Source organism: Brevundimonas sp. LjRoot202 (assembly GCF_964253355.1).
In the GTDB taxonomy this organism is placed as follows: Bacteria; Pseudomonadota; Alphaproteobacteria; order Caulobacterales; family Caulobacteraceae; genus Brevundimonas.
The window spans coordinates 548226-561663 of record NZ_CAXUQW020000002.1 but is presented as its reverse complement, the minus strand read 5'-3'; the positions used below and the strand labels follow the sequence as shown (position 1 = coordinate 561663).

Genomic DNA, 13438 nt, shown 5'->3' with positions numbered 1-13438 from the left:
TCACGCCCGGGCGGACACGATCTCCAGCCCGGCCCCGGGCGCGGCGTCGGGCGAGCCGACCACCACGTCGAGGCGCGTGTCCAGCGTCACTCCGGCCAGCGCCCGGTTCATCAGCAGGGGGATCGGGGTCTCGCCCGCCGCGCGGATGTCGAGCAGGAAGCCCTCCTCGCCGTCGTTCCAGCGGGCCAGCGCCAGCCACGCCGCCTTGACCGCCGGCTCGGCCGCCAGTTCGCGGGTCAGGGCGTCGACGAGGCCGGGCGGGGTGCTCGCCGGTTTGGCGACCTGGGTGGGGTAGCGCTCCGCCGGGGCCGGGTTGGGCCGGCCGATCAGCCGGGCCATGGCGTCGGGCGACCAGCGCGCGCCATAGCCGTGGCCGGGGTTCAGCACTGCCGGGTTCTCGCGGATGGTCTCGAGCAGGGCGCGGCCGGGGAAGGCCGTCGGCTCGGCGTCGGCGCCGATGGACTGCAGCGCCCGTTCGCGCGCGGTGAAGACGGCGGTGGCCGGGCGGCCGTCCTGGGCCACGGTGCGCAGGCGCAGTTCGTCGGCGGCGGTCTGGCCGGGGGCGGGAACGACCCACAGTTCGGCGTCGGACACGGCGGTCTCGAAGGCGGCGCGCTCGCCGGCCCCGCCCGAGGCGGCGGCCATCAGCAGGCGCTCCAGATCGTTGAGCGGCTCGAAGGCGGGGCGGGCGGGGGTGGCGGTCATGGGGTCAGTCCTCGTCCATCTTCAGCGCGGCGATGAAGGCCTCCTGCGGGATCTCCACCTTGCCGAACTGGCGCATGCGCTTCTTGCCGGCCTTCTGCTTCTCGAGCAGCTTCTTCTTGCGGGTGGCGTCGCCGCCGTAGCACTTCGACGTCACGTCCTTGCGCAGGGCGCGGACGGTCTCGCGGGCGATGATCTTGCCGCCGATGGCCGCCTGGATCGGGATGACGAACAGGTGGGGCGGGATCAGCTCCTTCATCTTCTCGACCATCGAGCGGCCGCGCATCTCGGCCCGGCCGCGGTGGACCAGCATGGAGAGGGCGTCGACCGGCTCGCTGTTGACCAGGATGTTCATCTTGACCAGGTCGCCCTCGCGGTAGTCGCTGAGCTCGTAGTCGAAGGAGGCGTAGCCCTTGGAGATGGATTTCAGCCGGTCGTAGAAGTCGAAGACCACCTCGTTGAGCGGCAGTTCGTAGACCACCAGGGCGCGGCTGCCGACGTAGGACAGCTCGACCTGCTGGCCGCGGCGGTCCTGGCACAGCTTGATGACGCCGCCGAGGTATTCGTCGGGGGTCAGGATGGTGGCCTTGATCCAAGGCTCCGAGATGCTGAGGATCTGCATCACGTCGGGCAGGTCGGCGGGGTTGTGCAGCTCCATCTCTGAGCCGTCGCGCAGGCCGATCTTGTAGACCACCGAGGGGGCGGTCGCGATCAGGTCGAGGTTGAACTCGCGGCTGAGGCGCTCCTGGATGATCTCCAGATGCAGCAGGCCGAGGAAGCCGCAGCGGAAGCCGAAGCCGAGGGCGGCCGAGGACTCCATCTCATAGGTGAACGACGCATCGTTCAACCGCAGGCGGCCGATGGCGGCGCGCAGGTCCTCGAAGTCGGCGGCGTCGACCGGGAAGAGGCCGCAGAAGACCACCGACTGGACCTCCTTGAAGCCCTTGAGCGGCTCGGCGGTCGGCTTCTTCTCGTCGGTGATGGTGTCGCCGACGGCGGCGTGGGCGACCTCCTTGATCTGGGCGGTGATGAAACCGACCTCGCCGGGGCCGAGGGACTCGACCGGGGTGTTCTTGGGCAGGAAGACGCCGACGCGGTCGATCAGGTGGGTCGAGCCGTTCTGCATCATCTTGACGCGCTGGCCGGCGCGCAGCGTGCCGTCGAAGACGCGGACCAGCACGACGACGCCGAGGTAGGGGTCGTACCAGGCGTCGACCAGCAGGGCCTTGAGCGGCGCGTTGGGGTCGCCCTTGGGGGCCGGCAGGCGGGTGACGATGGCCTCGAGCACGTCCTCGATGCCGATCCCGGACTTGGCGCTGCACAGCACGGCGTCGGAGGCGTCGATGCCAATGACGTCCTCGATCTGCTGGCGCACGCGGTCGGGCTCAGCGGCGGGCAGGTCGATCTTGTTGAGGACCGGGACGATCTCGTGGTCGTTGTCGATGGCCTGGTAGACGTTGGCCAGGGTCTGGGCCTCGACCCCCTGGGAGGCGTCCACGACCAGCAGCGAACCCTCGCAGGCGGCCAGCGAACGGCTGACCTCATAGGCGAAGTCGACGTGGCCGGGGGTGTCCATCAGGTTGAGGACGTAGTCGAGCCCGTCCTTCGCCTTGTAGTTCAGGCGCACGGTCTGCGCCTTGATGGTGATCCCCCGCTCCTTCTCGATATCCATGTTGTCGAGCACCTGCGCCGACATTTCGCGCGCGGTCAGCCCGCCGGTGAACTGAATCAGGCGGTCGGACAGCGTCGATTTGCCGTGGTCGATGTGCGCGACCACGCTGAAATTCCGGATGCGTTCGATGGGAGGGGTCGTCATGGCCGCGCCGGTAGCACGGCGGGGCCGGATCGCCAACGCGGACGGCGTTCAGACGCGGTCCGCTACTGTTTTTGTGGCGGATTACATCGCCGTAAGGCGACGCATTGGCGTTTGAGAAGCGGTCGCGAAACGTCTATTCAACGGTCGATGACAAGGTTCGCCGCGACCGGCGGCCAACGACAGGCGCGCGGCTCCCCCTCCGCGCTGCATGGGGATCGGACGTGGCGAACATGATGCGGAACAGCTGGGCCGGCGCGGCCGTCCTGACTCTGGCCCTGACGCTGACTTTGGCGCTGAGCGCCTGCGGCGCGGGCGACGACGCGGCCAAGAAGGCCGAGACCAAGGCGGGCTCCACCGGCGGCAGCAGTCTGACGGTCACCGTCGCCACGGCCACGCTTCAGAACCTGCCGCGCACCGTCACCGCCTCCGGCACCATTTCCGCCTGGGAAGAGGTGCCGGTCGGGGCCGAGACCGGCGGCCTGACCGCCACCGCCGTCTATGTCGATGAGGGCCGCTATGTCCGCCAGGGCCAGCCGCTGGTCCAGCTCAACGACGCCCTGCTGCGGGCCCAGCTGCGCCAGCAACAAGCGGCCGTGCAGACCGCCCAGGCCAACGCCGCCCGCGACCAGGCCGCGCTCGACCGGGCCCAGGAACTGAAGGAGCGCGGCTTCCTCAGCCAGGCGTCGCTGGATACGGCCCTGGCCAACAAGCGTGCCTCGGACGCCAACCTCGCCGCCGCCCAGGCCTCGCTGTCGGAGACCCGCACCCGCCTGGCCCAGGCGACCATCCGCGCGCCGGTGTCCGGGCTGGTGATCAGCCGCAGCGTCACCCGCGGCCAGATCGTCTCCGCCGGGACGGAGCTGTTCCGCATCGTGCGCGACGGCCGTCTCGAGCTCGACGCCCAGGTGCCGGAGACCGAGCTGCATCTGGTCCGCGCCGGCCAGTCCGCCGTCATCTCGTCCGATCAGGTCGGCGAGGCCGCCGGAACGGTCCGCATCGTCACCCCCGAGGTGAACGCCGAGACCCGGCTGGGCGTGGCCCGGATCGCCGTGTCCGGCAGCGGCTTCCGGCCCGGCATGTTCGCCCGGGCCCGCATCCAGGTCGGCGACCAGCCCGCCGTCACCGTGCCGACCGCGGCCGTGCTCTATCGCGAGAACCGCGCCGGCGTCTTCGTCATGGGAGCCGACGGCCGGGCGCGCTTCCGGCCGGTCACCGTGATCTCCCGGGCCACCGACCGCACCGCCGTCACCGGCGTCGAGGCCGGCGTGCGCGTCGTGGTCGAGGGGGCCGGCTTCCTCGGCGAGGGCGACCGGGTCACCATCGCGCCCGCCCGGACCGCCGCCGCGCCGGCCACCGCCCGCGCCCCCGCCGCGGCCAAGAAGTAGGCCCCGGCCATGAAGAACATCTCGTCCTGGTCGATCAAGAATCCGATCCCGATCATCCTCATGTTCGTGCTGCTGACGCTGGCGGGCGTCAACGGCTTCATGGGGATGCGGATCAACAACAACCCCGACATCGACTTCCCGCTGGTTCACGTCTCCGCGGGACGGCCCGGCGCCGCGCCCAGCGAGATGGAGGTGCAGGTCACCCGGCTGATCGAGGACTCCCTCGCCGGCCTGTCGGGCGTCCGCCACATCAATTCGCAGATCACCGACGGCTCGTCCTCGACGACGATCGAGTTCGAGCTGGGCACCGACACCGAGCGGGCCACCAACGACGTCCGCAACGCCATGAGCGGGCTGCGCGCCGACCTGCCGCAGGACATGCAGGAACCGAGCGTCCAGCGTATCGATATCACCGGCGACGCCCTGATCACCTGGGTGGTCCGCTCGGCGACGATGACGCCGGAGGAGCTAAGCTGGTTTATCGACAACGAGGTCAGCCGGTCGCTGCTGTCCATCGGCGGCGTCGGCGAGGTCAACCGCTCGGGCGGCGTCGACCGCGAGATCCGGGTCGAGCTGGATCCCGACCGCCTCGCTTCCTACGGCCTGACCGCCGCCTCGGTGAGCCAGGCGCTGACCTCGGTGAACAGCGACCTGCCCGGCGGGCGGGTGACCATTTCCGGCTCGGAGCGTTCGATCCGCACCCTCGGCGCGGCCGGCTCGATCGACGAGCTGCGCCAGACCCTGGTGCCGCTGGCCGACGGCCGTTCGGTGCGCCTCGGCGATCTCGGGACGGTCGAGGACCACTGGAGCGAACCCCGCCGGCTGGCCCGCTACAACGGCCAGGAAGCCGTCACCTTCAACTTCCTGCGCTCGCGCACGGCCAGCGAGGTCAAGGTGGCCGAAAGGGTCCGCGAGCGCGTGGCCGAGATCGACGAGGCCCATCCCGAACTGACCATCGAACAGGTCACCGCCAGCGTCGAATACATCGAGGAGAGCTACATCGCCTCGCTCGAGGCCCTTTTGCTGGGCGCGGCGCTCGCCGTCGTGGTGGTGTTCATCTTCCTGCGCGACTGGCGGGCGACCTTCATCACCGCCATGGCCATGCCGTTGTCGCTGATCCCGGCCTTCGCCATCCTCGGGCCGCTGGACCAGTCGCTCAACGTGGTCACCCTGCTGGCGCTGTCGCTGACCGTCGGCATCCTCGTCGACGACGCCATCGTCGAGATCGAGAACATCGTCCGGCACATGCGGGACGGGAAGTCGCCCTACAACGCCTCGATGGAGGCGGCCGACGAGATCGGCCTGGCGGTCGTGGCGACCACCGCCACCATCGTGGCGGTGTTCGCGCCGGTCGGCTTCATGCCCGGCATCATTGGCCAGTTCTTCAAGGCCTTCGCCCTGGCCGCCTGCGTCGCCGTGGCCTTCTCGCTGGTCGTGGCGCGCACGCTGACGCCGCTGATGGCCGCCTATCTGCTCAAGCACACCAGGCACGAGGACGCCGACCCGTTCTGGATGGGCGGCTATCTGAAGGCGTTGCGCTGGTCGCTGGGCAACCGGTGGAAGGTGTTCGCCATGGGCACCGCCGCGGTGTTGGGATGCTTCGGGCTGGTCTTCGCGGGCGCCCTGCCGTTCGAATTCTCGCCGTCGGGCGACCAGTCGCGCGCCGCCTTCTCCGTCGAGCTTCCGCCCGGCGCGACGCTGCGCCAGACCGACGCCATCGTCCAGCGCCTCACCCGCGACCTCGAGCAACGCCCCGAGGTGACCTCCGTCTTCGCCCAGATCGGCGGGCAGGACGTCAATCAGGCCAACATCTTCGCCGACATGGTCGACAAGGGCGAGCGCGCGCTCAGCCAGCAGGAATTCGCCCGCGAGATGGTGGATCGCTGGAAGTCCATTCCGGGGGCCCGCATCGGCGCGGGAACCGGCAACCAGGGCGGCGGGCCGTCGGACGGCACCAGCTACACATTCGCCATCCTCGGCGACAATCCGGAAGCCCTGCAGGCCGCGGCCCGCCAGATCGAGGCCGAGATGCGCGCGGTTCCGGGCCTGGCCAACGTCGTCAACACCGCCTCGATCGCGCGGCCCGAGATTCTCGTCACCCCACGGCCCGACCAGGCCGCGCTGATGGGGGTCTCGACGCGGGACATCTCGCAGACCATCCGCGTCGCCACGATCGGCGACATCGCCCAGAACCTGCCCAAATACAATCTGGGCGACCGCCAGGTGCCGATCCGGCTGCAGCTGACCTCCGACGCCCGCGAGGACCTGTCGGTGCTCGAGAACCTGCGCGTGCCGACCAACACGGGCGGGGCCGTCCCGCTCAGCGCCGTGGCCGACATCCAGTTCGGGGCCGGTCCGTCGCAGGTGCTGCGCCAGGACCGCGCCCGCATCGCCTCGATCACGGCCGAACTGGATGGCATCCGCACCGGCGAGGCCGCGGCGGCGGTGCAGAAACTGCCATCGGTGAAGAACCTGCCCACCGGGGTCCGGCAGGTTCCGGCCGGCGACGCCGAGTTCATCCAGGAGATGGTCACCGGCTTCGCCATCGCCTTCCTGACCGGCATCCTGCTGATGTACGCCGTGCTGGTGCTGCTGTTCCGCAGCTTCGCCTATCCGGTCACCATCATGGCCTCGCTGCCGCTCGCCATAGGCGGAGCGATCATCGGTCTGGTCGTCGCGGGCTCCAGCTTCTCGATCTCGTCGCTGATCGGGGTGCTGATGCTGATGGGCATCGCGGCCAAGAACTCCATCCTGCTGGTCGACTACATCGTCATGGCCGAGAAGGACGGGATGAAGCGGTTCGACGCGATCATGGACGCCGCGCACAAGCGGGCGCGGCCGATCCTGATGACCACCTTCGCCATGGGCGCCGGCATGATGCCAGTGGCGCTGGGCTGGGGCGCCGACGTGGAGTTCCGTTCGCCGATGGCCATCGCGGTGGTCGGGGGCCTGATCTCCTCGACCTTCCTGTCGCTGCTGTTCATCCCGCCGATCTTCACCATCGTCGACGACATCTCGGGCTTCTTCGCCCGGCGGATGAGCAAGATGTTCGCCAGCCAGCGGCATGAGCCGAACCGGCCGGCGCCGGAGCCGGAGCCGGCGAAGTAGCGACACCACAGGGGGACCGGGACGGCGCGCAAGGGCGGGCCGACCCCCGGAGGGACCGTATTCCGAAGACAGGGTGAACGCGGCTTAAGGTCGTTTGTTTGGACTTGCTTCAGGCTCCTGACCGCAAACGTGGCGGCATGTGCGGGTTCGCCTTCGTCCGTAAGTTTCTCCGCCGCCGGGACGGCAATGTGGCGATTATCGCCGCCTTGGCCATGCCCCTGGTCGTCGGGGGCGCCGCCTATGGGGTCGACACCCTCTACTGGTATTTCCGCGATCTGGAGCTGCAGGCCGCCGCCGACGCGGCCGCCTACGCCGCCGCCATCGAGATGCGCGCCGGTCGCGCCGAGACCACGGTGACCGCCGCCGCCGGCCGCGAGGCGGGCGACAACGGCTTCGATCTCGCCGTTGGGACGTTGACGGTCAACACCCCGCCAACCACCGGCGCCTTCCAGCAGCCGCAGGCGGTCGAGGTGGTGCTGACCGAGCAGCAGGACCGGTTCTTCAGCGGCCTGTTCGACGATTCGCTCGTCTGGGCCGGGGCCCGCTCCGTCGCCATCTACGAAACCACCTCAAACGCCTGCGTCATCGCGCTCGATCCGGGCGCCGCCGCGGCCGTGTCCATGCGCGGCTCGGCGAGCCTGAGGCTGCAGGGATGCAGCGTCGTGGCCAACTCGATCGCCGACACCGCCATCGACCTCGGCGGCGCCTCGCGCCTCGAAACGCCCTGCCTGATCTCGGGCGGCGGGGTTTCGGCGACCTCGTCGCTGGTGCTGACGGAATGCACCGAGCCGGTGACCCGCGCCCCCCCGGTCGCGGACCCCTACCGTCTGGTGCCGGAGCCGACGCCCTCCGGCGGCTGCCTCAACGGGAATGGCGCGGTGCTGCAGCCCGGCCGCTACTGCAACGGCCTCAATCTGCGCGGCGACGTGCATCTGGAGCCGGGGGTCTACTACGTCGAGAGCGGCGACTTCCGCACCAACGCCCTCGCCAACATCACCGGCGAAGGGGTGACGATCTTTCTCGGCGACGGCGTCGGCACGCGCTTCAACGGCACGGCGACGATCACGCTCTCGGCTCCGACCGTGGGACCTTACGCCGGCCTGCTGTTCTTCGCCGACCGCGAGGGCCAGCGGCAGTCCCACCTGTTCAACGGCGGCGCCGGCTCCAGCCTCACCGGAGCCCTCTACCTGGCCGGTCAGGACGTCGAGTACGCGGGCAATTTCGCCGGCGACGGCGGCTGTATGCAGATCGTCGCCCGCACGGTCGCCTGGAGCGGAACCGCCGACATCGCCGTCGACTGCACCGCCCGCGGCATGACCGCCCTGCCCGGCCAGCAGCTGATCAGGATCGTCGAATGAGCGCGCGGCCGTTTCATCGGCTGGTCCGCGACGAACGCGGCGGATCGGCGGTCGAGTTCGCCCTGGTGGCTCCGGTTCTGGCGGGGATCCTGGCCGTCCTGACCCTGGTGTGGAGCGACATCACGGCGGTGGCGCGCATGCGCTCCGCGGTTCACGCCGGCGCCGACTACCTGCGCGCCGGCGGCGCCGACACGGCCCTGGTGCGCACCGTGGTCGAGCGGTCTTGGGAGGCGATGCCGGAGACCTACGAAATCACGGTCGCTGAATCCTGCGCCTGCGGAGACGCCGTCGGCGGCTGTGCGGTGCTGTGCCCCTCGGGCGAGCCGCCTTCGGTCTATGTCGAGATCCGCGCCGCGACCGGCGACCCCGACCAGATGATCGGCCGCACGGCCACCGAGCTGGTCCGTGTCCGCTAGCCCCCGCAGCCCCCGCGCCCTGGCCGGCGACAGCTCGGGAGCCTCCGCGGTCGAATTCGGCATGATCGCACCGCTGCTGATCGTCCTCCTGTTCGGCCTCTTCCAGGTGGGCTGGGCCCTGCACTGCGCCTCTTCCGTCCGCTATGCGCTGGACGAGTCGGCCCGGGCCCTGTCGATCGACCCGGACCTGACCGCCTCCGAGGTGGAGGCCGCCATGCGCGCGCGCCTGGACGAGTTCGCCGATCCGGAGATCAGCGTCTCGATCAGCGAGGATTCGGCCACGCCCGGCCTGCGTATCACCAACCTCCAGGCCACCTATGTCCACTCCCTGGCGGTGCCGATGCTGCCCGTCTGGGAGTTGCGCTTCCAGTCGGCCGCCTCCGTCGCCCGCCCGGTGATCTGACGCCCCAGGCCGAGGGCGCCCGACAAAGCAAAGCCGGCCGGGGTTTCCCCCGGCCGGCTCTTTCGTTCCGCCTGTCGGCGAAGCGGTCAGTACTTGAAGCGCAGGGTCGCGCCGTAGGTCCGCGGCGCGCCCAGGAAGGCGTCGTAGGTCTGGGAGTCCAGCGCCGGGTTGTAGTAGGTGCCGTTCGGCTGGATCGTGCTCTGGAACGCCGAGCCCTGGAGCGGGGCGTTGTAGGCGACCTGGATGTATTCCTCGTCGGTCAGGTTCTGGACCCAGAACTCCGCCGTCCAGCGCTCATCCGCGCTGCCGAGCATGACGCGCCCGTTGAGGGTGGCGAAGGCGTCCTGCTGCTTGAACGGGATCAGGTCCGAGCCGGTGTTGTACTCGGTCATGTACTTGCCGGCGAGGCTGAAGCCCGCGCGCAGGTTGTTGCCGACGTCGCGATCGAAATTGATCGACAGGGTCGAGGACCATTCCGGCGCGAAGGACGCCGTGGAGCCCGGCAGCAGCGACAGCTGCGGGAAGTTGCCGGGGCTGGCCAGATCGGCGGCGGTGAACTCGCCGTACTCGGCCTCGGTCCAGGTGACGCCGCCCTGGAAGCTCAGGCCCTCGACGGGCGAGAACCACACGAAGTCGGCGTCGACGCCGCGCGAGGTCAGCTCGGGGATCGACTCCACCACGAAGGCGGTGCCGAGGAAGGTGTTGAGCTGGAAGTCCTCGAACGTCTGGTCGAAGTAGGTGGCGTTCAGCAGCAGGGTGCGATCCAGCAGCGTCATCTTCACGCCGGCTTCGTAGCTGTCCACGACTTCCGACGGGAACAGGGTCGAGGCCACCGGCGTGATGCCGGCCTGAACGCGATCGAGGTTGTAGCCGAAGCTCTTGTAGCCGCGGGCGTACGACACATAGGTCAGGATCGACGGGTTCAGGCGGTAGGAGGCCTTGATCGTGCCGCTGAGTTCGGTGTCGTCGAAGGACTCGTCGATGCTGCGGTTGTTGAAGAAGACGTTGGCCCACGGCAGACAGAAGTTGCCGAGAACGGTGGCGGCGTTGCCGGCTCCCAGCACCGCGCCGATGGCGCCGGCGTTGCCCAGGGCGGCCGCGCAGGTGAGGCCGTTGCCGTTGGTGTTGGTCTGCTGACCGGTCAGGGACTTGTCGTCCATCGTGTAGCGCAGGCCGAGGGTCAGATCGAACGCCTCGGTGACGTGCCAGGTGTTGTTGGTGAACACCGCGAAGGAGGTCGATTCCTGCTCGTAGGTGTCCTCGAAGCCTTGGCCGACGATGAAGCCCGGGCCGCCGCCGCCGATGGCGCCGCCGGTGCCCAGGCAGGTCCCGAATCCGACCGGCGTCTGGGCAGGCCGCGTGTAGCAGCCGATGGTGTTCGGGCTGATCGGCAGGGCCGGATTGGCCGCGTTCAGGCGGGCGCTGAGCAGGAACGACAGGAAGGGCGTGTAGTCGTCGCCGAAATACCAGCTGTCGGCGCGGCCGATGTCTTCCTTGGTGGCGAAGACGCCGACCAGCCAGTCGAGGCTGTCCGTGGACCCGGCGAGGCGGAACTCCTGGGTCAGGTTCTCGACCGAGAAGCCGAAGTCGCCGTCCTGTTCGCGATAGGCGATGTCGGCACCGGTGTAGTCGATCTCGTGGCCGAGGCTGGACGTCCACTTACGCCACGACGAGACGGAGGTCAGGGTGGCCCCGCCGAACATCGACGGCATGTCGAAGTTGGCTTCGACCGAGACGCCCTTGTCCTCGACTTCCTGGCCGCTGGCGCGGTTGGCGTAGCCGGTACGGTCGAAAGGCAGCACGCCGAAGCCGGCGACCGGCGGACGCTGGCCGGGACCGTCGGAAAGCAGGTCGACGAAGGGATAGGTCGGGCCGGTGCGGATCTGCGTGCCGATGCAGCAGTATTCGTCACGCGACGAATAGTCGGCGATAACCCGGACCGAGGTGTTGTCGTTGGGCAGCCACAGCAGTTGGCCGCGGACGGTGCCGAAGTCCTGGTTGTTGTCGTCCGTTTCCTCGCGGGGGCCGTCGCCGGTGTCGATATTCATGAAGCCGTCGCGGAGACGGCGTCCGGCGTAGAGGCGGAAGGCCAGGGTGTCGCTGATCGGGCCGGTGACCGATCCGGAGACGGCCATGGCGCCGTAGTTGCCGACGGTGGCCTCGGCGCTGAAGCCGGGCGTGAAGGACGGAGCCTCGGTGATGATGTTGATGACGCCGGCCGAAGTGTTCTTGCCGAACAGCGTGCCCTGCGGCCCCTTCAGCACCTCGATGCGCTGCAGTTCGCCCAGATCGCCGAAGCCGACCGAGTTGCGCGAACGGTAGACGCCGTCGATGACCACGCCGACCGAGCTTTCGAGGCCCGGGTTGTCGCCGACCGTGCCGACGCCGCGGATACGGGCCGTGGTCGAGGCTTCCGACGAGGTCGAGGTGACCGTCAGGCCCGGGGTCAGGATCTGCAGGTCCTTGATGTCGCGGACACCGGCGTCCTGCAGGGTCTCCTGCGACAGGCTGGTGACCACGATCGGCACGTCCTGAAGGTTCTGCTCGCGCTTCTGGGCGGTGACGATGATGTCGTCGACGGTCGTGGCGGTCTGGCCCTCCTGGGCCTGGGCGACGCCGGCGAAGCCGAAGGCGACGGCGCCGACGACGGCGGCCGACGCAGTGGTGCGAAGAAGGTTGGTAAGGCGCATGCACGGCTCCCCGACATTGGCCGGGGTCCCGCATGGAACGGGTTGCCGCGGCGTTTCCTGATCCCTGGCCCGCGCTCTTCTTGCGGAGCGCGGAAACTCCAGCATTCGGGGTAATCCAAGCCGGACTCCGCCACAAGCGCCGGGGCGCCGAGGGGCCTCATTTCCGCCGTGCCGCTTGCCCCACTGTGACGCAAAAGCGACAGAAACGGATGACCCTACGTCAATATTCGCCCGCTATTCGCCAGTATCCGTGAGCTTCCCGGCCAATTTCTTGCGCCGCCGCCCTGCAACCGCCAGCACCAGGGCTCCCGCGACGGCCGACAGGAAGGATCCGCCCAGCACGCCCAACTTCACCTCGACTTGCTCGGGCGAGTCGATGGCCCCCGGAAAGGCCAGGATGCCGATGAACAGGCTCATGGTGAAGCCGACGCCGCACAGCAGGCTGACGCCGTACAGCTCCAGCCAGGTCGAGCCGGTCGGACGGCGTCCGATCTTCAGCGCCGAGGCCAGCCAGGCCGCTCCGAAGACGCCGATCTGCTTGCCCACGAACAGGCCCAGCGCCACGCCGATGACCAGCGGGGCGAACGCCTGCTCCAGCGACAGGCCGCCGAAGCTGACACCGGCCTTGGCGAAGGCGAACAGCGGCAGGACCAGGTAGGCGACATAGGGGTGCAGATCGTGCATCGCCTCGCGCAGGGGGCTCTGGCCGTCGCGACGCCGCTCGCTGACGGGGACGATGGCGGCGAAGGCCACCGCGGTCAGCGAGGTCGACAGGCCCGACAGCACCGTCAGGTACCAGATGAGGGCGAAGCCCAGCACCCAGAACGGCGAGGGTATCTTGCGGAACCGGCTCATGACTCCGCCGACGAGCAGCAGCCCGACAATCCAGACCAGCGGCTGCCAGACCACGCCGCTCGAGAACAGGGCGGCGATCAGGGCGATGGCGCCGAGATCGTCCACGATCGCCAGAGTCAGCAGGAAGACCCGCAGCGACGACGGCAGGCTGCGCGCCGCCACGGCGAACACGGCCAGGGCGAAGGCGATGTCGGTGGCCAGCGGAATCGGCCAGCCGCCTGTCGGGCCGGCCATGGCGTTCGAGACGACCAGATAGACGGCGGCCGGCGCGACCATGCCGCCAAGCGCCGCCAGCACCGGCGTGGCCAGCTTCTTTGGATCGCTGAGTTCGCCCCGGAGAATCTCGTATTTGATCTCCAGTCCGACGACGAGGAAGAAGACCGCCATCAGGCCTTCCTTGATCCATTCGGTGACCGACAGCTCCAGCAGCAGCGGTCCGACCTGCAGCACATGCTCGCTCTTCAGCCAGGCGAAATAGGTCCCTGACAGCGGCGAGTTGGCGATGATCAGGGCGGCCAGGGCGGCGAGGCCCAGCACCGCGCCGGACGCGGCTTCGGTCTTGAGGAAATCGAGGGTGATCTTGCGCGCCACGGAGGCCTCCGGATTGGAAAGGTCTGTCGTGGCGCCCGGTTATCGACGGGCGCCGGACCGGGTTCGCGCCGCGGATGCGGGCGCCGGCCTGGCCCAGCGGCGCCGCGAACGACG

The 13438-nt window shown here is 69.3% G+C and carries 9 protein-coding genes; 5 read left to right on the top strand and 4 right to left on the bottom strand.

Annotation, left to right across the window (positions count from 1 at the left end; genetic code table 11):
- Entirely contained in the window at positions 1-705 is a 705-nt protein-coding gene (locus tag ACSQ1L_RS07720) for an enhanced serine sensitivity protein SseB C-terminal domain-containing protein (RefSeq protein ID WP_435993601.1), read from the bottom strand.
- 4 nt (positions 706-709) lie between these two features.
- Positions 710-2518, bottom strand: a complete 1809-nt coding sequence (lepA, locus tag ACSQ1L_RS07715) for a translation elongation factor 4 (protein ID WP_435993599.1) — start codon at positions 2516-2518, stop codon at positions 710-712.
- A gap of 230 nt (positions 2519-2748) precedes the next feature.
- Between lepA and ACSQ1L_RS07710 the strand changes: the two genes are divergently transcribed.
- The 5 genes from ACSQ1L_RS07710 to ACSQ1L_RS07690 all read left to right on the top strand — a co-directional run bounded on the left by ACSQ1L_RS07710 (position 2749) and on the right by ACSQ1L_RS07690 (position 9188).
- Complete coding sequence (locus ACSQ1L_RS07710; protein WP_435993675.1) at positions 2749-3903, top strand: efflux RND transporter periplasmic adaptor subunit; 1155 nt, start codon at positions 2749-2751, stop codon at positions 3901-3903.
- A 9-nt stretch (positions 3904-3912) separates the two neighbouring features.
- Positions 3913-7011 (top strand): efflux RND transporter permease subunit, encoded by a 3099-nt coding sequence (locus tag ACSQ1L_RS07705; RefSeq protein ID WP_435993597.1) that lies wholly within the window; start codon positions 3913-3915, stop codon positions 7009-7011.
- 188 nt (positions 7012-7199) lie between these two features.
- Complete coding sequence (locus ACSQ1L_RS07700) at positions 7200-8369, top strand: hypothetical protein (RefSeq protein WP_435993595.1); 1170 nt, start codon at positions 7200-7202, stop codon at positions 8367-8369.
- Positions 8366-8785 (top strand): TadE/TadG family type IV pilus assembly protein, encoded by a 420-nt coding sequence (locus tag ACSQ1L_RS07695; protein WP_435993593.1) that lies wholly within the window; start codon positions 8366-8368, stop codon positions 8783-8785. The genes ACSQ1L_RS07700 and ACSQ1L_RS07695 overlap by 4 nt, the downstream gene beginning before the upstream one ends.
- Complete coding sequence (locus ACSQ1L_RS07690; RefSeq protein ID WP_435993591.1) at positions 8775-9188, top strand: TadE/TadG family type IV pilus assembly protein; 414 nt, start codon at positions 8775-8777, stop codon at positions 9186-9188. Before ACSQ1L_RS07695 ends, ACSQ1L_RS07690 begins: the two co-directional genes overlap by 11 nt.
- 86 nt (positions 9189-9274) lie before the next feature.
- On the opposite strand, the gene ACSQ1L_RS07685 is transcribed toward ACSQ1L_RS07690, so the two are convergent.
- Together ACSQ1L_RS07685 and nhaA are read right to left on the bottom strand one after the other, a co-directional pair.
- Positions 9275-11878 carry a TonB-dependent receptor gene (locus tag ACSQ1L_RS07685; protein ID WP_435993589.1) on the bottom strand — a complete coding sequence of 868 codons (2604 nt, stop codon included), beginning with the start codon at positions 11876-11878 and terminating at the stop codon, positions 9275-9277.
- Between the two features lie 234 nt (positions 11879-12112).
- Positions 12113-13324 (bottom strand): Na+/H+ antiporter NhaA, encoded by a 1212-nt coding sequence (gene nhaA / locus ACSQ1L_RS07680; protein WP_435993587.1) that lies wholly within the window; start codon positions 13322-13324, stop codon positions 12113-12115.
- Positions 13325-13438 lie beyond the last annotated feature (114 nt).